General features: G+C 70.0%; 23 protein-coding genes. 11 read left to right on the plus strand and 12 right to left on the minus strand.

Annotated features, from left to right (window positions below; genetic code table 11):
• The first annotated feature begins 34 nt into the window (after positions 1 to 34).
• Both EJP69_RS12075 and EJP69_RS12080 read left to right on the plus strand, forming a co-directional pair.
• Entirely contained in the window at positions 35 to 1,042 is a 1,008-nt protein-coding gene (locus EJP69_RS12075) for a Bug family tripartite tricarboxylate transporter substrate binding protein (protein ID WP_126470278.1), read from the plus strand.
• A 2-nt stretch (positions 1,043 to 1,044) separates the two neighbouring features.
• Positions 1,045 to 1,770 carry an arylmalonate decarboxylase gene (locus EJP69_RS12080; RefSeq protein WP_093205368.1) on the plus strand — a complete coding sequence of 242 codons (726 nt, stop codon included), beginning with the start codon at positions 1,045 to 1,047 and terminating at the stop codon, positions 1,768 to 1,770.
• Positions 1,771 to 1,776: 6 nt separating this feature from the next.
• On the opposite strand, the gene EJP69_RS12085 is transcribed toward EJP69_RS12080, so the two are convergent.
• From EJP69_RS12085 to EJP69_RS12095, 3 genes are read right to left on the minus strand one after another with little or no spacing between them, the layout of a single operon-like run.
• Positions 1,777 to 3,138, minus strand: a complete 1,362-nt coding sequence (locus EJP69_RS12085) for an MmgE/PrpD family protein (protein ID WP_126470280.1) — start codon at positions 3,136 to 3,138, stop codon at positions 1,777 to 1,779.
• 10 nt (positions 3,139 to 3,148) lie between these two features.
• On the minus strand, positions 3,149 to 4,312 hold the full coding sequence (locus EJP69_RS12090; RefSeq protein ID WP_126470282.1) for an acyl-CoA dehydrogenase family protein: 1,164 nt from the start codon (positions 4,310 to 4,312) through the stop codon (positions 3,149 to 3,151).
• 10 nt (positions 4,313 to 4,322) lie between these two features.
• Positions 4,323 to 5,108, minus strand: a complete 786-nt coding sequence (locus EJP69_RS12095) for a citryl-CoA lyase (RefSeq protein ID WP_093205361.1) — start codon at positions 5,106 to 5,108, stop codon at positions 4,323 to 4,325.
• Between the two features lie 106 nt (positions 5,109 to 5,214).
• Here EJP69_RS12095 and EJP69_RS12100 point away from each other — a divergent pair, with 106 nt between their 5' ends.
• The 3 genes from EJP69_RS12100 (at position 5,215) to EJP69_RS12110 (ending at position 10,196) form a co-directional block, all read left to right on the plus strand.
• Positions 5,215 to 7,542, plus strand: coding sequence for an acyl-CoA dehydrogenase family protein (locus EJP69_RS12100; RefSeq protein ID WP_126470284.1), 2,328 nt, complete (start codon positions 5,215 to 5,217; stop codon positions 7,540 to 7,542).
• Between the two features lie 161 nt (positions 7,543 to 7,703).
• Positions 7,704 to 8,690 (plus strand): Bug family tripartite tricarboxylate transporter substrate binding protein, encoded by a 987-nt coding sequence (locus EJP69_RS12105; protein ID WP_126470286.1) that lies wholly within the window; start codon positions 7,704 to 7,706, stop codon positions 8,688 to 8,690.
• Positions 8,691 to 8,693: 3 nt separating this feature from the next.
• Positions 8,694 to 10,196 carry a class I adenylate-forming enzyme family protein gene (locus EJP69_RS12110; RefSeq protein WP_126470288.1) on the plus strand — a complete coding sequence of 501 codons (1,503 nt, stop codon included), beginning with the start codon at positions 8,694 to 8,696 and terminating at the stop codon, positions 10,194 to 10,196.
• Positions 10,197 to 10,206: 10 nt separating this feature from the next.
• Here EJP69_RS12110 and EJP69_RS12115 read toward each other — a convergent pair whose 3' ends face one another.
• Entirely contained in the window at positions 10,207 to 10,623 is a 417-nt protein-coding gene (locus tag EJP69_RS12115) for a nuclear transport factor 2 family protein (RefSeq protein WP_126470290.1), read from the minus strand.
• 215 nt (positions 10,624 to 10,838) lie between these two features.
• On the opposite strand from EJP69_RS12115, the gene EJP69_RS12120 reads away from it, so the two are divergent.
• On the plus strand, positions 10,839 to 11,018 hold the full coding sequence (locus EJP69_RS12120) for a DUF3606 domain-containing protein (protein ID WP_093205350.1): 180 nt from the start codon (positions 10,839 to 10,841) through the stop codon (positions 11,016 to 11,018).
• Positions 11,019 to 11,188: 170 nt separating this feature from the next.
• A complete protein-coding gene (locus EJP69_RS12125; protein ID WP_093205348.1) occupies positions 11,189 to 11,869 on the plus strand; it encodes a hypothetical protein in 681 nt (226 codons plus the stop codon).
• On the opposite strand, the gene EJP69_RS12130 is transcribed toward EJP69_RS12125, so the two are convergent.
• Complete coding sequence (locus tag EJP69_RS12130; RefSeq protein ID WP_126470292.1) at positions 11,812 to 13,080, minus strand: DNA topoisomerase IB; 1,269 nt, start codon at positions 13,078 to 13,080, stop codon at positions 11,812 to 11,814. The genes EJP69_RS12125 and EJP69_RS12130 overlap by 58 nt on opposite strands.
• A gap of 140 nt (positions 13,081 to 13,220) precedes the next feature.
• Between EJP69_RS12130 and EJP69_RS12135 the strand changes: the two genes are divergently transcribed.
• Positions 13,221 to 14,270 (plus strand): purine-nucleoside phosphorylase, encoded by a 1,050-nt coding sequence (locus EJP69_RS12135; protein WP_126470294.1) that lies wholly within the window; start codon positions 13,221 to 13,223, stop codon positions 14,268 to 14,270.
• 18 nt (positions 14,271 to 14,288) lie between these two features.
• On the opposite strand, the gene EJP69_RS12140 is transcribed toward EJP69_RS12135, so the two are convergent.
• The 5 genes from EJP69_RS12140 to EJP69_RS12160 are packed head-to-tail and all read right to left on the minus strand — an operon-like array spanning position 14,289 to position 18,961.
• Positions 14,289 to 14,975, minus strand: a complete 687-nt coding sequence (locus tag EJP69_RS12140; protein WP_126470296.1) for a TIGR02117 family protein — start codon at positions 14,973 to 14,975, stop codon at positions 14,289 to 14,291.
• A gap of 7 nt (positions 14,976 to 14,982) precedes the next feature.
• Positions 14,983 to 16,230, minus strand: a complete 1,248-nt coding sequence (locus EJP69_RS12145) for a Y-family DNA polymerase (RefSeq protein ID WP_126470298.1) — start codon at positions 16,228 to 16,230, stop codon at positions 14,983 to 14,985.
• A 52-nt stretch (positions 16,231 to 16,282) separates the two neighbouring features.
• Positions 16,283 to 16,900: a YiiX family permuted papain-like enzyme gene (locus tag EJP69_RS12150; RefSeq protein ID WP_093205335.1), complete on the minus strand. Its 618-nt coding sequence runs from the start codon at positions 16,898 to 16,900 to the stop codon at positions 16,283 to 16,285.
• Between the two features lie 33 nt (positions 16,901 to 16,933).
• Entirely contained in the window at positions 16,934 to 18,418 is a 1,485-nt protein-coding gene (locus EJP69_RS12155; RefSeq protein ID WP_126470300.1) for a TRAP transporter large permease subunit, read from the minus strand.
• The gene (locus tag EJP69_RS12160; protein WP_240652122.1) at positions 18,419 to 18,961 is read right to left on the minus strand and encodes a C4-dicarboxylate ABC transporter substrate-binding protein; all 543 of its coding nucleotides are present in this window, start codon (positions 18,959 to 18,961) and stop codon (positions 18,419 to 18,421) included.
• 115 nt (positions 18,962 to 19,076) lie between these two features.
• Between EJP69_RS12160 and EJP69_RS12165 the strand changes: the two genes are divergently transcribed.
• Positions 19,077 to 19,649: a putative glycolipid-binding domain-containing protein gene (locus EJP69_RS12165; RefSeq protein ID WP_240652123.1), complete on the plus strand. Its 573-nt coding sequence runs from the start codon at positions 19,077 to 19,079 to the stop codon at positions 19,647 to 19,649.
• A gap of 13 nt (positions 19,650 to 19,662) precedes the next feature.
• On the opposite strand, the gene EJP69_RS12170 is transcribed toward EJP69_RS12165, so the two are convergent.
• Both EJP69_RS12170 and EJP69_RS12175 read right to left on the minus strand, forming a co-directional pair.
• Positions 19,663 to 20,655: a Bug family tripartite tricarboxylate transporter substrate binding protein gene (locus tag EJP69_RS12170; RefSeq protein WP_126470304.1), complete on the minus strand. Its 993-nt coding sequence runs from the start codon at positions 20,653 to 20,655 to the stop codon at positions 19,663 to 19,665.
• Positions 20,652 to 21,572: a LysR substrate-binding domain-containing protein gene (locus EJP69_RS12175; RefSeq protein WP_093205326.1), complete on the minus strand. Its 921-nt coding sequence runs from the start codon at positions 21,570 to 21,572 to the stop codon at positions 20,652 to 20,654. The genes EJP69_RS12170 and EJP69_RS12175 overlap by 4 nt, the downstream gene beginning before the upstream one ends.
• Positions 21,573 to 21,693: 121 nt before the next feature.
• Between EJP69_RS12175 and EJP69_RS12180 the strand changes: the two genes are divergently transcribed.
• The gene (locus EJP69_RS12180) at positions 21,694 to 24,459 is read left to right on the plus strand and encodes a tannase/feruloyl esterase family alpha/beta hydrolase (protein ID WP_126470306.1); all 2,766 of its coding nucleotides are present in this window, start codon (positions 21,694 to 21,696) and stop codon (positions 24,457 to 24,459) included.
• On the plus strand, positions 24,456 to 25,823 hold the full coding sequence (locus tag EJP69_RS12185) for an alpha/beta hydrolase family protein (protein ID WP_126470308.1): 1,368 nt from the start codon (positions 24,456 to 24,458) through the stop codon (positions 25,821 to 25,823). Before EJP69_RS12180 ends, EJP69_RS12185 begins: the two co-directional genes overlap by 4 nt.
• Positions 25,824 to 25,855 lie beyond the last annotated feature (32 nt).

Below are 25,855 nucleotides of genomic sequence, written 5' to 3' on the forward strand. Positions count from 1 at the left end.
ACGGCCGGCGTCCGATCAAGACAACGGAGACATGATGAAAGCCAGACAAGCGATTCGACCACCCGCGCGCCGCCATGCATTGCGCGCGATGGCCGCCCTGGGCCTCGCGGCCGCCTTCGTGGCGCCCGCGGCCTGGGCCCAGAAATACCCCGACAAGCCCATCCGCCTCATCGTCGGCTACTCCGCCGGCGGCGGCGTCGATGCGGTGGCGCGGCTGCTCGGCACGCGCCTGTCGAACGTGCTGGGCCAGCAGGTGCTGGTGGAGAACCGCACCGGCGCAACGGGGCTCATCGCGGCCGACTTCGTCGCCAAGGCGCCGCCCGACGGCTACACGCTGATGATGGGCGACAGCGCCTTGCTCGCCGCCAAGCTGCTGCAGCCGAAGATCGCGATCGACCCGCTCACCAGCTTCAGGCCGGTGGCGGGGGCCTTCATCTCGCCGCTGATGATCGTGGCCAGCAACGACTTTCCGGCGAAGACGCCGGCGGAGCTGGTGAAGGAGCTCAAGGCCAACGCCTCGCGCTACTCGTACGCCACTTCGGGCGTGGGCACCGTGCAGCACCTGGGCTTCGAGATGCTCAAGCAGGCCACCGGCAGCCCGGTGGTGCACGTGCCCTACCGCGGCGCGGCGCAGATCGTGCCCGACGTGATCGGCGGCCAGATTCCCCTGGGCGTGGTGAGCGCCACGGCCGGCATGGCGCAGGCCAAGGCGGGCAAGCTGCGCGCGCTGGCGATGATGAACACGGCCAAGCTCGAAGGCGCGGAGAACGTGCCGCCGCTGGCCGACGCCTTGCCCGGCTTCGACGTGGCGCCGCGCATCTTCGTGCTGGCGCCGGCCGGCACGCCGAACGACATCGTCGACAAGCTCTCGGCCGCGGTGAAGTCGGTGCTCGACACGCCGGAAGCCGGCACCGCTGCCGCCGCGCAGGGCACGCTGCGCGCCTACTCCACGCCGGCCCAGCTCGGCAAGGACATGGCAGCGGAGACCTCGCGGTGGAAGAAGATCATCGAGGACCAGCGCATCGTCGCCGAGGGGAGCTGAGCATGGCGCAGCCTCATCTGGGACTGATCGTGCCGCCCGCCGCGGGCGCGGTGCCGGTGGACGGACCGCTGCTGTACGGCGAGCGCATCCGCTTCAGCGCGCGCGGGCTTGGCCTGGGAGAAATCTCCACGCGCGGCTACCTCGACGTGATCGACTCGGTGGTCGCGAAGGCGGTCGAGCTGAAGAAGGAAGAGGGCGTTTCCGCGATCTCGCTCATGGGCACCTCGCTGAGCTTCTTCCGCGGCGCGACCTTCAACCGCCAGCTCGAGGTCGAGATGGCGCGCGCCACCGGCCTGCCGTGCACGACCATGAGCAACGCCATCGTCAACGGGCTGCGCCACCTGAAGGTGCGGCGCGTGGCGGTGGCCACGGCCTACATCGACGAGGTCAACGCGCAGCTGCGCGGCTACCTGGAGCAGAGCGACTTCGAGCCGCTGGCGCTCGAAGGCCTTTCGATCTCCGACGTGCAGGCCGTGGGCAAGGTGCCGACCAGGGCGCTGGTGGACCTGTGCGTGAAGGTGTTCGAGGCGCAGCCGGGAGCCGACGGCATCCTGATCTCGTGCGGCGGGCTGGTCACGCTCGATGCGGTGCGCGAGGTGGAGGAGCGCCTGCAGGTGCCCGTGGTGTCCAGCTCGCCAGCCGGCTTCTGGGACCTTGCGCGCACCGCGGGGCTCGACGCACGCTCGCCCGGCTGCGGACGGCTCTTCGCCTGGACCGCGCCGGCCTGAACGTCCTCAGGCCAGCCAGCGCCCCACGCGCGGCGTGTCGGCCAGCTGCCAGACACGCTGGCACAGCGCCTTGGCCTCGTCGGCGGTCGCGCCTTCGCCGTAGTGCGCGAGGCGCTGCATCTTGTCCTCGATCTCGGCGCGGCTCAGGCTGTTGCCGGGGTCGCCCTTGGGCTCGTCCACGCGGCCCTGCAGCGTGCGGCCGTCGGCGGTCTGCACGCTGACCTTGCCGATCCAGCGCGCGGGGTAGGCCGTGTCGACCTCCTCGTCGAGCTGCATCGCCACCTTCTCGCGGAAGGCCGAGACCTCGGGCGCGAGGAAATCGCGGTCGAACTCGCCCAGGCCCGCGCGGCCGTGCACGGCGATGAGGCCCAGCACCGTGCCCATCGAGAACTTGCCCTGGTGCACCGTGGCGGGCACGTCGACGCGGCCCAGCACGTCGATGGCACCCTGGTGCACGTGCGTGGTCACGCGCGACACGTCCGCGGGCTTCAGCCTGTTCTGCGTCATCACCTGCAGCAGCGCGTCGGCGGCAGGGTGCGTGTGACGGCAGGAGGCATGGTACTTGAAGGAGGTCTCGGCCAGCGTCCAGCGCGTGCCCAGGCCGTCGATGAGCTTCGCCGGGTCGGCGTCGCTCGACATGCCCACGCCCAGGCCCTGCGCGCCTTCGAGGATCTTCGCGGCGCCCGTGAAGCCGTCCTGCGCGAGGTAGGCCGACATCAGCCCGCTTGCCGCAGCGTGCGCGCAGTGCAGCTGCTTGGAGTCCGCCGCGTCGCGCAGGAACTCCCACACGCCGGCCGATTGCGTGCCTGCGGAGCCGAATGCATGCAGCATCTGCTGCGGCGTGAGTTCCAGCAGGCGCCCCACTGCAGCAGCGGCCGCGAGCGTGCCCGCGGTCGCCGTCGTGTGGAAGGTCTTGTAGTGCGAACGGCCGAGGAACTCGCCGACGCGGATGCCGACCTCGTAGCCGGCGACCACGGCCGTGAGCAGTTGCGCGCCGCTCGCGCCGATGCTCTGCGCCACCGCGAGCGCGGGCGCGATGACGACGGCGGCCGGGTGGAACACCGAGCCGTTGTGCACGTCGTCCTGCTCCACGAAGTGCGAAGCCGCCGCGTTGACCAGTGCCGCGAACACCGGCGAGGTGGTGCGGCGCGAAGTCAGCAGTTCGCTGGGCCCTTCGGCGGGCCCCATCATCTGAGCGAAGCGCTCGATGCTGCGTACGGGCCGCGCCGTACGGGCCGCGAGCACCGAGCCCAGCCAGTCGAGCATCAGGTCTTCTGTGCGGCGCAGCACGGGGGCGGGAATGTCGGCGAACTTCAGGTCGGCCGCGAAAGTCGCGAGCACCTTGCTCGGATGGTCGATGGAGTTCATGGGAAGTCCTTCAGAACGAACGGGGGAGGCCGAGCATGTGCTCGGCCACGTAGCTCAGGATCAGGTTGGTCGAGATCGGTGCCACCTGGTAGAGCCGCGTCTCCCTGAACTTGCGCTCGATGTCGTATTCGCAGGCGAAGCCGAAGCCCCCGTGGAACTGCAGGCAGGCATTGGCCGCCTCCCAGCTCGCCTTGGCCGCAAGGTACTTCGCCATGTTGGCCTGCGCGCCGCAAGGCTGGTGCGCGTCGAACAGGCGGCAGGCCTCATAGCGCATGAGGTTGGCGGCTTCCACCTCGATGAACGATTCGGCGATCGGGAACTGCACGCCCTGGTTCTGGCCGATGGGCCTGCCGAACACCACGCGCTCCTTCGTGTACTTCGTGACCCGGTCGATGAACCAGTAGCCGTCGCCGATGCACTCGGCCGCGATCAGCGTGCGCTCCGCGTTGAGTCCGTCGAGGATGTACTTGAAGCCCTGGCCTTCCTCGCCGATCAGGTTCTCGGCCGGAATCTCCAGGTTCTCGAAGAAGAGTTCGTTGGTCTCGTGGTTCACCATGTTCAGGATGGGTCGCACCTCCAGCCCCTTGCCGATGGCCTCGCGCAGGTCGACGATGAAGATCGACATGCCCTCGGACTTCTTCTTCACCTCCGAAAGCGGCGTGGTGCGGGCCAGCAGGATCATCAGGTCGGAGTGCTGGATGCGCGAGATCCACACCTTCTGGCCGTTGACGACGTAGCGGTCGCCCTTCTTCACGGCGGTGGTCTTGATCTTGGTGGTGTCGGTGCCGGTGGTGGGCTCGGTCACGCCCATGGACTGCAGGCGCAGTTCGCCGTTGGCGATCTTCGGCAGGTAGGCGCGCTTCTGCGCCTCGCTGCCGTGGCGCAGCAGCGTGCCCATGTTGTACATCTGGCCGTGGCAGGCACCGGAGTTGCCGCCGCAGCGGTTGATCTCTTCCATGATGACCGAGGCCTCGGTCAGGCCCAGGCCCGAGCCGCCGTACTCCTGCGGGATCAGCGCGGCCATCCAGCCGGCCTTGGTGAGCGCGTCGACGAAGTCGGCGGGGTAGCCGCGCTCCTCGTCGACCTTGCGGAAGTAGGCGTCGGGAAACTGCGCGCACAGGTCGCGCACGGCGTCGCGGATGTCGGGAAAGTTCTTGTCGTTGGCGTTGTTCATCGGTCTTGGCTCAGTCCTGGCGGGGGCCGCCCGCTTCCTTTTCCACGCGCTGCCAGATCTCGATGGCCATCGGGTCGTCGATCTCCTCCAGGATGTGGCCCACCAGGCCGATGGCCCGCGCCATCACGCCGAAGCCGCGGATGATCTTCCAGGGAAAGCCGAACTCGGCCGCGATGGCGCCGATGGCACCCGTCGCATTGATCGGCAGCGACTTGCCCGACACGCGCTCGGCCTCTTCCTGCACCGCCTGCATCAGCGCGACGTAGTGCGTGGAAAGGCCGTTCTCCGCCGCGATCTGGAAGAGCCTCGGCGTGCGCGGATCGATGGGCTTGTGCAGCGGATGGCCCAGCCCCGGCACGATCAGCTTGCGCGCGCGGTGGTCGGCCACGATGTCCTTCGCCATGTCGGCCAGCGGACGCGAGGGCTTCTCGCCGAAGGGGATCGCCTCGTAGAGCATCTTCGCGGCGCCCTCGGTGCTGCCGACGAACACCGTGCCCAGCCCGCACAGGCCGGCCGCCACGGCCGCCTGCAGCGCCTCGGGCGCGCCTGCATAGGTGAGGCGCGCGGCCAGCGCGCTGGGCGTGACACCGTGCTCCACCAGTGTGACGACGATGGCGTTGAAGGTCACCGACTCCTGCGGCGTCGGGATGCGCCCGGTCAGCTCCAGGAAGGCCATGTCGCCGAGGTTGAGGTGGCCGAGGATCTCCGAGGGCAGGTCGCGCCCGCGCACGGTGATCCTGTCGGGCGTGCTGTGGCCCAGCTCCGTGTGCAGGGATTTCTTGATCTTGGTGGTCATGGGCCGAATCTAGCCCGCGCACGCGCGCAGCGGCTCTCTGATTGTGAAACCCTCCCTTCGGCAAATGCAAATGCCGCCCGGCGGGGTCTTCGGGCACGCTGCGGCGATGGACCTCGAATCACTTTCGGCAGTGCGCGAATCGGCGCTCGACTACTTCACCCGCAGCCGTGCGCTCCAGCGGCGGCGCGCGCGAATGGAGCGCCCGGGCGGCGACGAAGCCGAGGGCTGGCAGGACATCGCCGGACTCGGTTGGACCGGCATGCTGGCACCCGAATCGGCCGGAGGCCTCGCGCTGGGGCTTGACGGCGCGGCCGAGATCTTCCGCGCAGCGGGCGAGCATGCCGCGCCCGAACCGCTGCTGGCTGTGGCAGGCCTCGGCGCGCTGCTGCTGGCTCGGCTGGGCACGCCCGGTGCGAGCGCGCTGCTCGCCGAACTGGTCGCGGGCCGAACCCTGCCCGCGCTGGCCTGGCAGGAAAGCGCCGGCGACCTGAGCGCCGTGCCGCTGGCCTGCGGTTGCGAGGCACGGCCCGGGCACCGGGGCGGCGTGCTGCTGCAGGGCGAAAAGCTCATGGCGCTGCCCGGCGCGGCCGCCAGCGGCTGGCTGGTGTCGGCGCGCGGCGAAGACGATGCCGTGCTGCTGTGGGTGCCGCGCGGCACCGAAGGCGTGATCGAAACGCCGGTGCCGCTGGTCGACGGCAGCCAGGCCTCGAACCTGCGCTTCGAGCAGGTGGCGCTGCCGGCCGATGCGGTGCTGGCCGAAGGCCCGGCCGCGCAGGAGGCCCTGCGCCATGCGCTCGCGGCCGGCCAGATCCTGCAGTCGGCCGAGCTGCTGGGCGCGGGGCAGGCCATGCTGGCACAGACGCTGGCCTACCTGCGCACGCGCTCGCAGTTCGGCAAGCCCATCGGCAGCTTCCAGGCGCTGCAGCACCGCTGCGTCGACATGTTCATCCATCTCGAAGTGGCGAAGGCCACGCTGGACGAGGTGCTGGCGCTGGCGGCGCAGGGCCTGCCGGCGCAGCGGCTCGAGGCCGAGGCCAGCCGCGTCAACGCGCGCTGCACCGCCGCCGCGCTGCAGGCCTCGCGCGCTTCCGTGCAGCTGCACGGCGCCATCGGCTACACGCAGGAGTGCGACCTGAGCCTGTTCTACAAGCGCGTGCTGTGCCTTTCGGCGTGGCTGGGCAATGTGAGCGCGCATCAGCGCAGGCATGCGGCGCTGAGCGGCGATGCGGACACGGTGGCGGTCTCCGCCGCATGGGAAGGCGAATTCCCGCGCACCGCCGATTGGTCCTCGATGTCCGAGGCCGATTTCCGCCGCATGGTGCGCGCCTTCCTGCAGCAGCGCTACCCGCAGCAACTGCGCTACCTCTCGCACCGTGCGCGCTGGAGCGAGATGCGCGAGTGGTATCTCACGCTCTCGGCGCAGGGCTGGGTCGCGCCCGCGTGGCCGCAGTCGCACGGCGGCATGGGGCTGCCGGCCGACAAGCTCATCGCATGGATCGAGGAACTGGAGCAGTACGGCGTGGCGCGCGCGCCCGACCAGGGCATCGTGATGATCGGACCGCTGCTGATCCAGCACGGCACGCCACAGCAGCAGCAGCGCTTTCTGCCGCGCATCCTCAGCGGCGAGCATGTCTGGTGCCAGGGCTATTCGGAGCCCAACGCCGGCTCCGATCTCGCGGGCCTGCGCACCGAGGCCATGCCGGCGCGCGACGCACAGGGCGAGCATTTCGTCGTCAACGGCCAGAAGATCTGGACCACGCTCGCGCAGGACGCCAACCACATCTTCATGCTGGTGCGCACCGACAAGGACGCGCGCAAGCAGGAGGGCATCAGCTTCCTGCTGTGCGACCTGCGCACGCCGGGCATCACCATCCGGCCCATTCACACGCTGGCGGGCGAGCCGGAGTTCTGCGAGGTGTTCTTCGACAACGTGCGCGTGCCGGCGGAGAACCTCGTGGGCAAGCTGCACGGCGGCTGGAGCATCGCGAAGGCGCTGCTGGGCTTCGAGCGAATCTTCCTCGGCAGCCCCAAGCAGTCGCAGTACGCGCTGGGCCAGCTCGCGCGGCTGGCGCAGGCGCGGCGGCTCTTTGCCGACCCGGTGTTCGCGCAGCGCTTCGCGGCACTGCGGCTCGACGTGCTCGACCTCTCAGCCGCCTACACCGGCTTCGCGAACATCGTGCGCGCAGGCAAGCCGCTGCCGGCTTCGGTGTCGCTGCTGAAGGTCTGGGCGAGCGAGACCTATCACCGCATCGGCGCGCTGCTGGTCGAGGCCGGCGAGGAGCAGGGCGCGGTGGCCGGCGACCAGGTGCTCGACGGCCAGAGCTTCAACGTGCTCTCGCCGCTCATCGGCTCCACGGCCGCAATGATCTACGGCGGTACCAACGAGATACAGCGCAACATCCTCGCGCGGCAGGTTCTGGACTTGCCCGTATGAGGCTCGCCCCCAGTCTTCGCGCACTTCGTGTCGCTTCGCCAACCCCCTACCGGGGGCAACACCTGCGGCCCGGCAAAGCCGGTTCCGCGGTGTTTCACGAAAGAACAGTCCTGCTTGGCTTTTGAGCCTGACTTGTAGATCAACAACAGGAGACAACGCTCATGACATCGATTCACTTCTCGCGCCGCCAACTCATGGCCGCGCTGACCGGCGGTGCGGCACTCGGCGTGCTGTCGCAGCGTGCATTCGCGCAGCAGCCCTTGCCTTCGCTCATCAAGCTGGTGGTCGGCTATTCGGCCGGCGGTCCGGTGGATGGCGCGGCTCGCCTGCTCGCGCCCGCGCTGAGCCAGGAACTGGGCACGCAGGTGATCGTGGACAACCGCCCCGGCGCCAGCGGTTCGCTGGGCGGCGACGCGGTGGCCAAGGCCGCGCCCGACGGCGCGACGCTGTTCTTCGGCGCGAGCCCGACCATCACCATCAACCCCAACGTGCAGCGCAGGATGGCCTTCGACCCGATGAAGGACCTGGTGCCCATAGCGCCGCTGGTGGACTACACCAACGTGCTGGTCGTCAACAACGACGTGCCGGTGCGCAACGTGACCGAGCTGCTGGCCTATGCGAAGGCGCGGCCTGGCAAGGTGTTCTACGGATCGGCCGGCGTGGGCGCCTCCAACCACCTGAGCGGCGCGCTGCTGGAGAAGATGACGGGGGTGCAGCTCACGCACGTGCCGTACAAGGGCAGCGCGCCGGCGCTGGCCGACGTGATGGCCGGCACCGTGACCATGATGTTCGACATCATCGCCACCTCCAAGCCCTTCATCCAGACGGGCAAGGTGCGCGCGCTGGCCGTCACCTCGCGCCAGCGCAACCGCATGCTGCCGGAGGTGCCGACCATGGTCGAGTCGGGCGTGCCCGGCTACGACGTGGGCGGCTGGTTCGGCCTCTACGGCCCGGCGCGCATGGACCCCGCGATGGTCGCCCGCATGAACGCCGCCGCGCAGAAGATGCTGGCGCGCGAGGACATTGCCAGCCGGCTGCGCGAGCAGGGCTACGACGTGTGGTCGGGCGCGGCCGATGTGCTGGCGACCAAGGGAAAGGCCGACCGCCAGCTGTGGGCGACGGCCTCCAAGGGCATCGAGGCGGAATAGAAGATGCAGCGGATTCATCAATTGCTGGAAGAGCGCGCGGAGCGAACGCCGGATGCGGTCTTTCTCCTCGAGCCCGGAAACACCACGACCTACGCGCAACTGCAGTCCATGACCGATGCCGCCGCGCAGGACCTGCTCGCGGCCGGCGTGCGGCCCACCGACCGCGTGCTGCTGGTGGCCGAGAACTGCGCCGCGCACATCGCGCTGCTCATGGCCTGCAGCCGCGTGGGCGCGTGGTCGTGCGGCGTGAACGCGCGCATGTCGCCGGGCGAGATCGCGGCCATCGCCGAACGGGCGGATGCGCGGCTTTGCTGCTTCACGACCGGAGCCTCCGAGGCCGCTGCAAAGCATGCGCAGAGGGTCGGTGCGAAACCGACCTCGCTTGCAGGCGTGATGTGCTCGGCCGCCCGCGACGACGCGCGCACCGAGCCCGACCCGGCGCTGGCCGACACGGCCGCCATCATCTTCACCTCCGGCACATCGGGCACGCCCAAGGGCGTGATGGTGTCGCACCGTGGCCTGCTGCATTTCGGGCGCGTGTCTGCGCGGGTGCGTGCGCTGGACGAGAACGACCGCGTCTATGCCTTCCTGCCGATGACGCACATCTTCGGCATCGGCACGGTGCTGATGGCCGCGCTCACGGGCGGCGCCGCCCTGGTGCTGCGCGGCAGCTTCTCGCCGGCCGACGTGCTGCAGGCGCTGGCGCACGAGCAGGTGTCGAACCTGCTCGGCCCGCCGACGATGTACGCGCGCCTGCTTGCCCACATCGAGGCCGAAGGCGCCGCGCCGCGCTTTCCGCAGCTGCGCTACGTCTACACCGGCTCGGCGCCGCTCGATCCGGCGCTCAAGCAGCGCGTGGAGGGGCTCTTCGGCCAGCCGCTGCACTACGGCTACGGGCTGTCGGAGTACGCGGGCTCGGTGTTTCTCACGCGCACCGAGTCACCGCGCGCCGACACCTCGGCCGGTCATGCGGTGGAGGGCGGCGAGGCCCGCATCGTGGGCCCCGACGGCAACGACGTGCCGCCAGGCGACACCGGCGAGATCTGGCTGCGCGGCCCCGGCCTCATGCTCGGCTATTTCCGCGACGCCGCTGCCACTGCACAGGTGATGCGGCCCGGCGGGTGGTACGCATCCGGCGACCTCGGGCGCTTCGGCGACGACGGCGCGCTCTTCGTGGTGGGCCGGCTGAAGGAAATGATCATCCGCTCGGGCTTCAACGTGTACCCGGCGGAGATCGAGGCGGTCATCGGCCGCTTCGAGGGCGTGCACCTGTGCGCGGTGATCGGCGTGCCCGAGGCCGACGGCAACGAGCAGGTGGTCGCCTTCATCGAGCTGAAGCCCGGCGCGGTGCTCGACGAGACGGCGCTGCGCGCACATCTTGCCGAGAACCTGTCGCCCTACAAGCGCCCGGCGCGCATCGAGCTGATCGACGCGATGCCCACCACGGCCAACGGCAAGTTGCTCAAGCGGGAGTTGAAGGCGCGCTGCGTCGCGGCCGTGAGTTGAGCGAACGGGTTCAGCCGAAGATCGCCGCGTGGCCCTTGCGCGTGTCCATGTACTCGCGCACGCGGGCGATGCGGCCTTCGCGCAGCTCGAAGACGAAGCAGTAGTCGTTGTCGTAGCGCCTGCCTCCGGCCAGCGTGGCCTGCATGCGCTCCTCGAGGATCACGGTGTCGCCGTCGCAATGCAGGTGCGAGAAGCTCACGGCGACGTCGGCCACGAAGAGCCTCGGAAAGTCGTCCACGAGAAAGCGCGCGATGGCGACCGGGCCGATCATGTGGTCGGGCACGCCGAGCGCCACGGCCGTGGCGTTGCCTTTCGGCGCGAGCCATTCGGCGTCGTCGGTGAAGACGGCTTCGATGCGTTGCCGGTCGCGGCTCGCGAAGGCTTTCCAGGCGTCGGTGACGGCGCGCTTGTTCTGTTCCGGGGTCATCACGTGAGGGTCGGGAGTTGGTGCAGCCCGAAGTTAGGAGCGGAGGAGGGCGCCGGCACGCCGTTTCCGGACATTCCCAACCCGGGCGCCGCTTCGGTCTCGCTTCGGCCTTCTCCTGCAAGCGGGCGCGCCGAAGTCCTCCAGCACGCACCGCGCGGGCGCCGCATGGTGGGGTTCCATGCAAACAGGACCTCCACCGATAGGGAAACCCAATCATGGCCGATGACCTGAACAAGCGCGGGCCGCAGGATGCCTCCCGCATCAACGTGAACGAGGCGCACGAGGTGCGCTACTGGACCCGGACGCTGGGCGTGACCGAGGCGCAGCTGCGCTCGGCCATCGCCGCGGCGGGCGTCGAGGTGAAGGACGTGCGCGCCTACCTCGGCAAGCCCTGAGCGGGCCGGCGGCGGCCGGAAGGCCCGGCGGGCCGTGGTGGCGTCATGGTAGGCACCCTCCTACACCTGCGGGCGCGCGCCATACTTCATACTTGTTACCAGAACGTTTCTGGAGCCAAGCAGTTCTTGATCCTGCCGATGATGAACCCGAAGCCCGTGGCCACCGCCCAATGAAATCCTCCCCCAGCGCGCGCAGTTGGATCGCCGCCGGCGTGCGCCACGAACTTCTTACCCGCGCATTGCCCGCCCTGCGGCACGACATGGCCGCTCCGGTCTCGGTGATCCGCATGGCGCTGCTGATGCTCAAGCGGCAGATCGGCGCCGCCACCGTCGATGCGGCGGCCTGCGAGGAGCGGGTGGGGCTGATCGACAGCCAGGTTTCGGAGCTGGTGGAAGCCATCCGCTCGCTGCGCGACTGGGAGCTCGCCACCGTCGACGACGGCATCACCCGCAGCGCGCTGGTGGCGCAATGCGTGACGCTGATGCGCTCGGCCTTCGATCTGCACGGCGTGGCGCTGGAAACGGACCCTTCGCTGGCGCCGTCCGACGACGAACACCTCTGGCCCGCCGCGGCCGCGCTGCGCTACCTGTTCCTCGGCGCGATGGGCTACCTGCATGACGGCGCGGACGAGGCCGGTGCCATCCGCATCGAGGCCGACGGCGCGAATGCGCTGCGCCTCACGGCGCTGCCGCGCGAGCCGGGCGCCTCCGAGGCCGTGCTCGACGCCCACCGCGCGCCGCGCGCGCTGGCCATCGACGCCGTGGCGCTGCAGAACCTCGCGGAAGACCTGGGCTACGCGGTGGCGCTCGATGCCGCCAGCGTGCGCCTGGTGCTCGTGACGCGGACCTGAGCCTTTTCCTTTTCTTTCCCCTTTCTCTGTCTCCTGGTGGCTGAGGTGCTCGCGCTGGCGCGCCCCTGTTCGCGCCGGTGCGCCTTCAGGAACGCCATCAGCCGGCGCTCGGCTGCATGCAGCCCGCGCGAAGGCCTCGCGCTGCGGCTGCCGCCGATCTTTTCGAACAGCGCGGCGGTGGCCTCGTCGCCATCCGACAGCGCGCTGCCCAGCGCCAGCACGGCCGGGTGCACGTAGGCCTTCCTGCAGACCGCCGGCGTGTTGCCCAGCTGCTTCGCCACCGCGCCGAGGATGTCCCTGGCGCTGAAGCGGCTGCCGTCGGCGGCGGTGCGGCCGGGCTCGCAGGCCAGCCGGGTGAGCTCCAGCGCCTGCACCGTGCCGTGCCAGGTGCGGAAATCCTTGGCGGTGAAGCGCTCGCCGCCGGCGGCTTCGGCGAGGTAGTCGTTCACGTCGGTGGACGAGACGCCGTGCAGTTCGCCTTCTCCGTCATCGCCTTCGTCGCCGGCATCCACGTACTGGAAGAGCGCCTGCCCCGGTAGCTGCTGGCACTGCCGCACCACCTTCGCCACGCGCGGGTCGTCGAGCTGCGCCTCGTGCATCACGCCGCTCTTGCCGCGGAAGCGCAGCCTGAGTGCCCGGCCCTTCACCGCCGCGTGCCGGTTGCGCAGCGTGGTGAGGCCGAATGAGCCGTTGCTGCTCGCGTATTCCTCGTTGCCCACGCGCAGCAGCGTGGTGTCGAGAAGGCGCACCAGCGCCGCGAGCACCTGGGCGCGGCCGGGCGCCTTGCGGCCCGCAGGCAGTTGCAGGTCGCGCGCCACGCGGGCACGGATGCCCGGCAGCGCGAGCGCGAAGGCCTCGAGGCGGTCGAACTTGGTCTCGTCCTGCATCGAGCGCCAGTCGGCGTGGTAGCGGTACTGCTTGCGCCCGCGCGCGTCGATGCCGGTGGCCTGCAGGTGGCCGTTGGGCAGCGGGCAGATCCACACCTGCGTGTAGGCCGGCGGAATGGCCAGCATGCGGATGCGCGAGAGATCGTCCGCATCGCGCACCCATCGGCCCCGGGCATCGCGGTAGCGGAAGCGCTCGCCGTGCTTCAGGCGGCGGATGCCGGGCATGTCGGGGTTCACGTAGACCAGGCCGTTGGAGATGGGCGCCGGCCTGGACGGAGGCTTGGCGGGCGAGGCAGAAGACGAAGAAGGGGAGGAGTCCGGCATGGGGCTTGCGTGGTGGCGTTACACCGCGCTTTTGCCAGCACCGACAATCGCCGGTTGTAGGACGCCGCAGGCGCCGGCGGTGCGCCGGGTGCGCTTGCGGTGCCAGTCCTGTCGTTTTCTCTTTCTCACCGGGTTCCAGAATGAGTTCTTTCAAGTCTTCCCTTCTCGCCGTCCGCTGGCTGGCCGTGCCCGCCGCGGCGCTGCTCTTCACGGCCTGCGCCTCCACGTCCACCATGACCGCCTCGACGCAGGCCCCGGCCGCGCCGGTGAAGGTCAAGGTCTTCGTCGCCGCCATGTTCGAGATCGGCAAGAACACCGGCGACCGCGCCGGCGAGTTCCAGCACTGGTACGAGCGCTACTGGAAGGACGCCAAGCCCATCGCCGTGCCCGGCGCGCTGCAGCCCGTGTACTGCAACGCCGACGGCGTGTGCGGCTCGGTGCTCGGCATGGGCAAGGTGAACTCGTCGTCGTCGATGCAGGCCATCCTGCTGAACCCGCAGTTCGACTTCTCGCAGAGCTACTACGTCATCTCCGGCGTGGCCGGCACGCCGCCCTCGCGCGGCACCATCGGCGAAGTGAGCTGGGCCACCTGGCTGGTCGACTACGACCTCGGCCACCGCTGGGCGCCCGAGGAGAACAAGCCCGGCGAGCCCACCTTCATGCCGCGCAAGGGCTACGAGGAATACCGTCGCTTCAAGCTCAACCCCGACCTCGTGGGCTGGGCCATGAAGCTCTCGGCCGACACGCCGCTGAAGGACTCCGACTCGGCCCGCAAGTACCGCCTGCGCTACCCCGACGCCGCGGCCCGCCGCGCACCCTTCGTCGGCACCGGCACGCACATGACCGGCGACACCTTCTTCCACGGCCCCGGCATGTCGAAGCAGGCGCAGTACATCGCCAAGCTCTACGGCGCCGACGACTACGTCATCACCGAGATGGAGGCCGCCGCCATCACCCTCGTCATCAAGCGCACCCACGGCACCGACCGCGTGATGAGCCTGCGCGGCGCCGTCAACTTCGACCAGGGCAACCCGAAGGAAACCACGCTGCAGCACCTCGACCCCGCGCCGGGCGAGACGGCCGGCGGCTTCGCCGAGACGGTGGAGAACATCGAGCTGGTGGGCTCGCGCGTGGTCGATCACATCGTCGCGAACTGGCCCAAGTGGTCGGGCGGCGTGCCGAAGCTCTGAGTCTGAATCCGAAGCTGGTCAGGGCCGCCCCGGCTTCAGATGCCACGTCACCGTGAAGTCGAAGGGCGTCCAGCGGCTGACGGTGACGCCTGCGCGCCGCAGGCCGCGGCCGGTCCAGGTGTTGCAGGTCTCGAAGAGGTTGTAGCCGCCCTCGGCCTCGTAGAAGGCGTCCTGGTTGTCGTAGTGCGCGCCGGCGATGGGCGTTGCCCGGCCGGAAGGCAGCGCGGCGCGCACGTAGTCTGCGAGCTGCGCGTACTGCGCCTGCGTGAGCGGCAGCGCATATGCGCCTTGTCCGAGCTGGCTGCGCCGCAGGTAGCTCACGTGCATCAGCGCGCGGTTGCCGCCGATGAGCGCGCCGAACGCGCGTGCCGCCGTCAGGTCGGCCCAGGTGGGCGTGTTCAGGTAGAACTCGCGGTCGCCCCAGCCGATGGCGATGAATTCGGCGTCGGGCGGCGGCGCCTTGAAGTCCTTCAGCGGAAAGAGCTGCAGCCAGTCGATGGTGGCCGAGCGGATCGGAAACACGTAGTCGGTGTGCACGCCGTTGCTCAGGATCCAGGCCTGCACTTCTGCCATGGCGCTCTCCGGAGGAGGCTCGGGATTGGCGGGCCAGAACACGAGCGCGCAGGCCGTCGCCACGTACAGGCCCACCAGTGCGACGAAGCCCAGCAGCGTGAAGGCGATGCGGCGCAGCCAGCGTCGGACCATCGCGTACTCAGAAGAGCGAAGCGGTGGTGGCCACCGGTTCGGCCGCCGCGCGGTGCGTGCCGGAGCCAGCGGGCGCCAGCGCCTCGGGGCTGCCGGCCTTGGCCAGCGCGCCCACGCGCACGCCCAAAAGGCGCAGCGGGCGCTCCAGCGGCACGCGCTTCAGGCACAGGCCGCCGGTGTGGCGGATGGTCTTCGCGTCGTCCGTGAAGCGGTCGATGGTCTGGTCGCGCGTGGCGATCTTGAAGTCGTCGTAGCGCAGCTTGATGCCGATGGTCTTGCCCACGTAGCCCTTGCGCTGCAGGTCGGCGGCCAGCTGCTCGCACAGCTTGGTGAAGATCGCGCCGAGCTCGGCGCGGTCGCGCACCGCGTGCAGGTCGCGGTCGAAGGTGGTCTCGCGGCTCATCGACACGGGCTCGCTCTCTGTGACCACCGGCCGGCTGTCGCGGCCCCACGAGACCTCGTGCATCCATGCGCCGGTGGCCTTGCCGAAGTTGGCGACGAGCCAGTCGCGGTCGCGCGCCGCGAGCTGGCCCACGGTCTCGATGCCGAAGCGCTTGAGCTTCTCGTCGGCCTTGGGGCCGATGCCGTTCACCTTGCGGCAGGGCAGGGGCCAGATGAGATTTTCCAGGTCGTCCTCGTAGACGACCGAGATGCCGTTGGGCTTGTTGAACTCGCTCGCCATCTTGGCGATGAGCTTGTTGGGCGCCACGCCGATGGAACAGGTGAGGCCGGTGGCGTCGAGGATGGCCTTCTGCAGCAGTCGCGCCAGCGAGCGCCCGCCGTCGCGCTGGCCGCCGGGCACGTCGGTGAAGTCGATGTACACCTCGTCCACGCCCCGATCTTCCATGAGCGGCGCGACCTCCAGGATGATCTTCTTGAAGGTGCGCGAGTAGCGCCGGTATTCGTCGAAGTCCACCGGCAGGATGATGGCCTGCGGGCACAGCTTGGCCGCCTTCATGAGCCCCATCGCCGAACCCACGCCGAACTGTCGCGCGGGGTAGGTCGCGGTGGTGATCACGCCGCGGCCGGTGTAGTCCTTCAGCAGCGGGAACGAATCGACCGGAATGTCGGCCAGCGTGCCGCCCTCGGGCAGGTTGCGGATGGCCTCGTCCACGCGCCGCCGTCCGCCGCCGATCACCACCGGCAGGCCCTTGAGCTGCGGATAGCGAAGCAGCTCGACGGACGCATAGAAGGCGTCCATGTCGAGGTGCGCGATGCGGCGGATCGGCGGTGCCGTCGGGGTCTGGGAGCTCACGGAAACAATTGTCTCGCGGCTGGGCGCCACGTGTGCGCCGGGGGCGATTCGATCAGCGCGTTTCCACCGTCACCAGCAGGGGCGATTCGAACATCGCCACGGGGGAGATCACGGGCTCGTCCATCGGCACCTTGTCGCCGTAGCGCTCGCGCATCTTGGCGCGCACCGCCGGGTCGGTGAGGTTGAACTCGCGGATCTTCTGCAGCTCGCCGATGCGCACGCCCAGCGCGCGCTGGTAGAGCTTCCACACGAGTTCGGAGCAGTAGATGCGCTTGTCCGACCACTCGAAGGTCAGGTCGTAGGGCCGGCCCTCGAAGTCGGATGTGCCGGCGCGCAGCTTCGCGATCGCGCCCGGCGTGAGCAGCGTGTCGGCGTTGCGCAGCCGCTTCACCACGTAGTGCCCGCCGTTGCCGCGCGCCGTCCATTGCGCGAGCGGCGTGTAGCGCACCGTGGACACGGCCTCGAACACATGGGGCTTGCCGTTGCGCATCAGCACGATGCCCATGTGGCTGTAGCGCGAGCCGGTCGCGCGCTGCACCGCGATGCTTTGCGCCGAGCGCGAGGTGTGGAAGATGATGTCGCCGTCCTTCAGTTCCGTCGAGGCATGGGCGGCGCCTGCCAGGAGAGCGGACAGCACGAGCGCGACGGCTGCAGGGAGCTTGAAGGTCATGGGCGCGCATTGTGCTGCACGCCGCGCGGCAATCTATTTCTCTTCTGGCGGAGGGGCACTGTCGCCAGTGTCGGGCGGCGCCATCTCGCGCATCAGGCGCTCCACCGCCTCGTCGTTCATCGGTTCGGCGGGTGCGAGCGCGGTGGGCGAGGTGCGCAGCCAGCGCGTGGTCTGGGGCAGCGCCATCACCAGCATCGTCACCGCCGCGAGCACCGCGAGGTACGGCATCAGCACGCGGGCGACGGCGGCAGCCGGCGGGCGCGGCTTCACCTGCCCGCGCGCCAGCACCAGCGCGTAGCCGAAGGGCGGCAGCAGGAAGCCGGCCTGCAGCACCAGCAGCGTGAGCGTGGCGATCCATGCCGCGTCGTCGAGCTGCGCGAGCACCGGCGGCATGACGATGGGCACGATCAGGAAGATCAGCTCGAAGGCGTCGAGCACGAAGGCGAAGGCCAGCAGCACGGCCAGCACCACCGCGAGCCCGATCACCGGATGGTCCTGCAGCGACAGCATGAGCCGCGCGATCAGCCCGTCGGTGCCGAAGCCGCGCAGCAGCAGCGAGAAGGTGGTGGCGGCCACCAGCAGCGCATAGAGCGCGCCGGTGAGCGCCATCGCGTCGTCGAGCACCTGCCGCAACACCGCTCGCGTGAGCTGGCGCGACACCGCGCCCCAGGCCAGCAGCAGCACGCAGGCGGCGGCCGCACCTTCGACCGCGCGCACCTTGCCGAGCGTGACCAGCACCAGCAGGGCACCGATCAGCGAAGGCACGACAAGCAGCGTCCAGCCCTCGCGCCGCTCCAGCGGCTCGCGCGGCGCGGCGCTCTTCGGCTTGCTTCGCGCACCGAACCACGCCACGGCCAGCCAGCCCAGAAGCAGTGCCGCCGCCGGCACCAGCGCGGCCTGGAGGATGTCCTGCGTGTTGACCACACGGCTGGCTGCGCTCGCCGAAGGCAGCGCCAGTTCGCGCGCCATGTTCATGCCCTCGGTGTGGGCGCGCAGCATCGCGTCGCCGAGCAGCAGAAGCACCAGGGATGGCGGCACGATCACGCCCAGCGTACTGGTCACGGCCACGAGCGCGGTGCGCCGCGCCGCGGGCAGGCCCTCGCTCGCCCAGCCCTGGCCGGCGGTGCGCGCCAGCGTCAGCAGGCTGGCGCCCACCGAGCCGTTCATCGGCGCGAGCAGCAGTCCCAGAACCATGCCGGCGAGCTCGGGTGCGGCGCGCGGCGCGACGAAGGCCAGCACCTTGCGCAGGCCGTTGTACAGGTAGCCGGCGAGCGAGAGCCGGTTGAGCAGTGCGCCCACCAGCGCATAGAGCGCCAGTGCCTGCAGCAGGTCGTGCTCCAGCAGGCCGACGATGCGCCAGGGCAGGTTCTGCAGCAGCGCCAGGTTGAAGGCGCCCAGTGCCAGGCCGGCCAGCGCGCCGATCGTGCATGTGCCCAGCAGCACTGCGTAGGTCGGCCAGCCGGTGGTCATCATCAGCGCCAGGGCCAGCGCGAGGAGTGCGAGTCCGAGCCAGGGCATCTACGGGCCGGGCTGTCCGGGTTGGCCGGTGTCCTCGGGCGGGTTCGCCGGGTGCAGCTCCTGCCAGAGGTCGAGCATGCTCTGCACCGCCAGCAGCGCGGCGAGCAGCAGCAGGGCCACCTTGATCATGAAATAGCCGGGGTTGAAGGTGTCGGGAAAAAGTTCGAGCGCCTCCACCGAGCGCATCACCGGTGCCGCCGCCGTGAAGACCAGGAACAGCGCCCAGGGCAGCACGCACAGCGCCGCGCCGATGCGGCGCAGCCGCGCACGGCGCCCGGCGTTGTCGGCCGCCAGGTCGGGACGGGCCACCAGATGCGCGCCGCGCCGGCCTGCGTGCCGCAGCGCCACCGCCACGTAAAGCGCGAACAGCCACTGCGCCAGGTCGTTGGCCTGCGTCGGCCCGTTGCCGGAGCCGGCCAGGTCGCGCAACGGCCATTGGGCGAACAGCAGCAGCGCGATGGCGACGGCGAAAGTCATCGCCACGCGGTCGATCCAGTCGAGCCAGCGCGGCGCGGGCGGGCCGGAGGGCTCCGCGGAGTCCACGGGGGGAGGGGTGTCTGCCGGAGGCGTCATGCGGGGAAATCGTCTTCCCCGAACCTGACTGGCACCTGCGGGGCGGCGGGTCATTGCTTGCGCGCCGCAGCATGCAGGTGCCATCATGCGCGCCATGCAAACGGTCGCCTCCATCCTCTGGCGCAGGCTCGATGTACCGGGCCACGACGCCTGTCGCCTCGAACGCAACGCCTCGGCCTGGCAACTCGACGGAGCCGCCGTGTTCCGTCTTGAAGACGGCCGTATCGGCCAGCTGCACTACCGCGTGCGCTGCGACCTGCTATGGCACACCCAGTGGGGCACGGTGCGCGGCTGGCTCGGCGACTCGGCAGTCGACCTGTCGATCGCCCGCGACGCGCGCGGCCACTGGAAGCTCAACGACGAGCCCGTGCCCGACCTGTCGCATTGCATCGACCTCGACCTGGGCTTCACGCCCGCCACCAACCTGCTGCAGCTGCGTCGCCTCGGGCTCTCGAAAGGCGAGGGCGCGGATGCACCCGCCGCATGGGTCGACATCGACGGCGGCGGCGTGCTCAGCGAGCTGATGCAGCGCTACGAGCGGCGCAGCGACAACGAGTACGCCTACGAGGCGAAGCGCTTCGACTATGCGGCCACGCTGAGCGTGACGCCCGACTGCTTCGTCAGCGACTACCCCCGGCTCTGGGTGGCCGAGAAGTAGCCACCCACAACGCTCAGTCGAACTGCGACCGATCACCCGCGACCAGATCGCGGTTGCGCCGCCGGTCGATGGCGATCTCGTGCGCGAAGGCCTCGGTGCTGCCTCCGGCCGGCAGGTTGTAGGCCGCACGCAGCCGCGAGCGCACTGCATCGCTTTCCAGCACCCGGTTGATCTCCGCATTGAGCATCTGCACCACGGCGCCCGGCGTGCGTGCCGGCGCGAAGATGCCGAAGAGCGAATCGCGGTTCGCCTTCTCGAAGCCCAGCTCCGCGAGCGTGGGCACCGTGGGCAGTGCCTCGATGCGCGCGGGCGCGCCCACCGCCAGCGCCTGGAAGCGGCCGCCCTCGATGTACTGCAGCTGCTGCGCGGCGACGTTGGTCGACAGCACCTCGAACTGGCCGCTCAGCGCATCGTTGAGCTGTGGGCCGCCGCCCTGGTAGGGGATGTGCGTGATGTCGGTGCCGCTTTGCACGCGCACCTGCGCCAGCACAAGGTGGCCGATGGTGGCCACGCCCGATGTCGCCCAGCGCACCGCGCCCGGCTGCCTGCGCGCCTGCGCGATCAGCTCGCCGAAGCCGCGGCCGGTGAAGGCCGGCGTGCCTACCACCAGCACTGGCGTGCGCATCACGCTGGCCACGGGCACGAAGGCGCGCATCGGGTCGTAGGGAACGCGCGCCAGCAGCGGGTGCAGCGTGAGCGGGCTGATGGCCGAGAAGGCCAGCGTGCTGCCGTCGGGCGTGGAGCGCGCGAGCGCATCCATGCCGAGGCTGCCGCCCGCGCCGGGGCGGTTCTCGATGAGCACCGGCACGCCGAGCGAACGTGCGAGCGGCTCGGCCAGCACGCGCGCCATGCCGTCGCTGACACCGCCGGGCGGATAGACCACGATCAGGCGCACCGGCTTGTTCGGCCATTGCAGCGGCGCGGCATGCAGTGCGCGCGGCAGCGCGCAGGCGGCCGCGAGCAGCGTGCCCGTGCCCTGCAGCAGTCGGCGGCGAAGCCGGTTCATGAGCCCGGGTTCTCCAGCGCCAGCCGGCGCAGCATTGCGGCGAAGTTCAGCGCGGGCAGGTTGTCTTCCTCGGCGCGCGACACCAGCGTGAGCGGCGCGTCGAGCTGGCCGCCGTCGGCCAGCCGCGCATAGGCGATGGCATGTGCGTGCACGCCGTGCATCGAGGCCGGCACCACGGAAAGGCCGACACCCGCGGCCACGAGATTCAGGTTGGTCATCATTCGATCGACTTCGGCCACCACGCGCGGGCGCAGTCCCTTGGCGTGGCACAGCGCGAGCAGATCGGCATAGAGGCCGGGCGCGCCCGGGCGCCGCACGAGGATGATGCCTTCCTCGCAGAGCTTGGCGAGCGGCAGCGGGCGCGAGTCCTTGTCGCGGCCGAGGGCAAGGCGGTGGTCGCTGGGCATGGCGACCAGCACCGGCTCGCGCAGCAGCGTCTCGAACAGCAGCCCCTCGGGCCGTGCCACCGGCACGCGCAGCAGGCCGCAGTGCAGGCGGCCCGCGGCCAGCGCCTCGGTGAGCTCGGCCGCGTTGTCCTCGCGCAGCTGCAGCTCCACTTCAGGGTATTCGCGGCGGAACTCGCGCAGCGCCTCGGGCATGAAGCGGTGCGCCGCCGCCGAGCTGGTGAAGCCCACCGCAAGCGTGCCGGACTGCCCCTTGGCCACGCGCGTCATGCGCTGCTTCATGGCCTCCATGTCCTGCAGCATGCGCAGCGCCTCGGCCTGGAACAGCCGGCCCGCGTCGGTCAGCGCCACGCCGCGCGGATGGCGGCGGAACAGCAGCACCCCCAGCTCGCGTTCGAGCGCCTTGATCTGCAGGCTCAAAGGCGGCTGCTGGATGCCCAGTTGCTCGGCCGCGCGCGTCATGTGGCCGGTCTCCGCAACGGCGGCGAAGTAGCGCAGTGCCCGTATGTCCATATGTTTTTTGTATGAAAAGTGCCTTGTTATTTTATTTGACCCTAAGTCACACCGAATCTATCTTCCGGCCGCCCATTCAAGAACAAGCGGCCCAACGAGGCCGCATGCCGGAGACAAACCCATGCGCACAACGCGCCCTGCCTCGATCCCCGCCTCGATGTTTCGAGCCGTCCGCCACGCGGTCGGCCTTTCGCTGGTCTCGCTGATCCTTGCCGCCTGCGGTGGTGGCGGCGGAGGTGGAGGAGGCGGCATCGGCTTCCTGCCGACCACCCCGCCAGCCAGCGGCGGCAGCAATCCGCCCGCCACCAATCCTCCCGCGGACGATCCGCCGGACAACCCGCCGCCCCCGCCCGTGCAGCCGGCCGTTTCATGCGCGGACCTCAACGGCAAGAGCCTGCCCGCCTCGCTGATCAGCCTGCCCACGCAGGGCGCCACCGTCACCAGCGCCACGCCCGTGGCCGCCGGCGACGCCGGCAACACGCTCGGCGACTACTGCCGCGTGCGCGGCACCATCCAGCCGGTCGACCCCAGCTCGCAGTCCATCAACTTCGCGGTCAACCTGCCGGAGAAGTGGAACCAGAAGACCATCCACTTCGGCGGCGGCGGCTTCGACGGCGTGCTGATCGACGGCACCGAGGTCATCCGCTTCGGCCCCGCCGGCAAGCCCGCGCCGCTCGCGTTGGGCTACGCCACCTACGGCGACGACTCGGGCCACCAGTCGGGCAGCATCACCGACGGCAAGTTCGCGGCCAACGACGAGCAGCTCGCCAACTACGGCGGCAACTCGCTCAAGAAGACGCGCGACGTGGCGCAGGCGCTGGTGCTCGCGCGCTATGGCGTGGCGCCGAAGCACGCTTACTTCCTCGGCACCTCCACGGGCGGTCGCGATGCGCTGAGCTACATCCAGCGCTGGCCGCTCGACTACGACGGCGTGATCGCCAACGAGCCCGCGCTCAACTACACCGGCACGCGGCTGTCGAACGTGGCCGTGGGCCGCGCGCTCTACTACAACAACGGCACCGACGGCTGGATGGACCTGAGCGAGACGCTGATGGTGCAGAAGGCCGCGATGCAGGCCTGCGACAAGCTCGACGGCGCGGCCGACAGCATCGTGAGCAACGTCGAGAGCTGCCGCCAGCTCAACACACAGCTGCTGGCCTCGCTGCGCTGCCCCGGCGGCACGAAGACTGCCAAGACCTGCCTGTCGGACGCGCAGATCGCCACCGTGAAGGCCATCGAGTCGCCGCTCGATTTCACGACCTATTCGCTGGCCAACGGCGTGAAGCGCGCGGGCGGCTACAACCTGCTCGAAGGCGCGCTGGTGGCGGGCCCGTTCACCACGCGCGATCTCGGTACGCGCAACGTGCCGGCCAACCCCGCCACGTCGGCCGACGCCAACATGTACGTCACCGGCGACCAGTGGGTGAAGTTCTTCGTCACGCGCGACGCCAACTTCAACACGCTGACCTTCGACCCGCTGAACCCGGGCAGCTATGCCGCGCGGGTGACAGAGGTGTCGAACATCACCGACGCGACCAACCCGAACCTCGCGCCCTTCTTCGCGCGCGGCGGCCGGCTCATCATGCTGCACGGCCTGGCCGACGAGGTGATCAGCCCGAACTCGACCATCGACTACTACAAGCAGCTCATCGCCACGCTGGGCCAGGCCTCGGTCGACCGGAACGTGCGCTTCTACACCGTGCCCGGCATGGGCCATGGCACCGGCAGCTTCATTCCCAACTGGGATTCGCTGGCCGCGCTCAAAGGCTGGGTCGAAGGCGGGCTCGCGCCGGCCACTGGCGTGGCGGTGGACGCCGTGGCCGGCACATATGGCCGTACGCGCCCGCTGTGCCTGTTCCCGGCGTGGCCCAAGTACCGTGGCAGCGGCAGCCTGGACGCAGCCGTCAACTACAGCTGCGTGACCGAGGTCGGCAACCCGCTGGTCTGCCCGAACCTGCCCGCGTCCGTCACCAGCTACAAGGGCGGCAACAGCTTCGGCGAAGAGCTGCGCGTGCAGATCGACCCGGCCACCATGGCCTACACCGTGACCATCGACGCGAGCCTGCAGCGCGCGGCCGGCACGGTGCGCACCGGCACGCTGGTGTCGGAGGGCAACTGCAGCTACGGCAGCGGCGAGAGCGGAGCGGTGTTCAGCTTCGGCGCCGGCGGCGTGCTCTCGGGCGGCGTGAATGCGCCCAGCGGCGGCGGCTTCGCGCCCCTGCTGGCGTTCCAGAACACCTTCCAGAACGCGGCGACGCCGACGGTGTTCAACCCGGTGGCGAACATCTTCAATGCGGTGGGCGTGCAGCAGGGCACGGGCGGCACGGCGGCGCAGGCGCTGGCGGTGCGGCTGCGCAATGCCGGCACCTTCCAGTACTGCCGCGATCCGGCCAACGGCTTCATGATCTACGACGCCACCTGCACGCAGACCGAGAAGGGCTACATCACCTACAACGGCACGCGCGGCGCCTTCGACCTGTTCACGACCTCGCCCACCGGCAGCGCAGTGACCACCGGCGGCACGCTCACCGGCTCGATGGTGATCGGCCTCGTCAGCGGCACGGCGGTGCCGATGCACCTGGTGCGCGAGTCGGCCGCCAACGCGGGCATGCGCCTCTTCGGCCTGCAGCAGAGCCTGGTCTCCGGCACGGCCGACGGCAGCTATGCGCTGCTCAGCGTCAAGGGCGAGAACCACGATGCCACGGTGGCCGGCAGCGGCCTTAACCTCGGCGGCGCGGCCGCGGGGCTGAGCTACGACACGCCGGTGCTCGGCGTGGCGCAGGCCGATGCCGGCCGGGCGGGCAATTTCATCTTCAACAGCGGCGTCCTCGCATTCGTCTCCACCGATGCGGCGAAGGCGGCGCTAGAACTCGGAGTACGTCATTGAAAAAACGACTGTCCAGCCTTGCGGCTTCCATGGCCTTCGCGCTGATCGGCGCGGCATCGACGCTGCCCGCGCATGCGGCGCCCTCAGGGCCCAAGGCGGCCGCCTGCCCGGCGCCGGTGCCAGAGTCGGCGCGCTGCTACACCGGTGAGGACGGCGCGGGTTCCTTCTACTGGATCGCCATTCCGAAGGATTGGGCGAAGAACGCCGGCCGCGTTCTCGTGATGCACGCCCACGGCGGCCCCGAGACCGGACCGCCCAAGCTGGAGCGCAGCGAGGAAGACCTGAAGCGCTGGGCAGTCACCGTGAAGGCCGGCTACGCATGGGCCGCCTCCACCTACCGGCGCGGCGGCTACGGCGTGGCCATGGCCGCGGAAGACACCGAACGCCTGCGCCAGATCTTCGTGCGCCATTTCGGCCAGCCGCACCGCACGCTGCTGCACGGGCAGAGCTATGGTGCGGGCGTGGCGGCAAAGGCGGCGGAGCTCTACGCACCGGCCGGCGGGGCGAAGTCTCCCTACGACGGCCTGCTGCTCACGAGCGGCGTGCTCGGCGGTGGCAACAGTGCCTACGACTTCCGGCTCGACCTGCGCGTGGTTTACCAGTACGTCTGCCGCAACCATCCGCGCCCCGACGAGCCGCAGTACCCGCTGTGGATGGGCCTTCCTCTTGACTCCAAGCTCACGCGCGCCGATCTCGCCGCCCGCGTGAAGGAGTGCACTGGTGTCGGCCTGCCGGCCGCGCAGCGCACGCCCGAGCAGGCGGCTCGGCTGAAGACCATCCTCTCGGTCGTGAAGATCCAGGAGCGCTCGCTGCTGGGCCATCTCACCTGGGCGACGTGGCTCTTCCAGGATCTGGTGCAGAAACGGCTCGAGGGCCGCAATCCCTTCGGCAACATCGGCGTGGTCTACAGCGGCTCGGCCGACGACGCCGCGCTCGATGCCGGCGTGCTGCGCTACGCGGCCGATCCGCAGGCCAAGGGCGCGCTGGCGGCCGACAGTCAGCCCACCGGCCGCACCGCGCTGCCCACCGTGGGCCTGCATGCGATCGATGACCCGACGGCCTTCGTCGAACTCGAGAACTCCTACCGCCGCATCCGCGATGCCGCGGGCACCGGCAACCTTCTGGTGCAGAGCTTCAGCAGCGAGCGCGAGCACAGCTACCTGAGCGATTCGGAATACCCCGCGCTCTTCGCCGCGCTGCTCGACTGGATCGACAAGGGCGAGAAGCCCACGCCAGAAGGCCTCGCGCAGCGCTGCAAGGCGCTGATGCCGCACTACGACACCGACGGCAAGAACGGCTGCCACATCCAGCCGGCATGGCAGCCGCCCGCCCTCGAGAGCCGCGTGCCGTCGCGCGCGCCCTGAATCATTTTTCAATCCAACGTCACGGAGACTCC

It is taken from the genome of Variovorax gossypii (assembly GCF_003965815.1).
Taxonomy (GTDB): domain Bacteria; phylum Pseudomonadota; class Gammaproteobacteria; order Burkholderiales; family Burkholderiaceae_C; genus Variovorax; species Variovorax gossypii.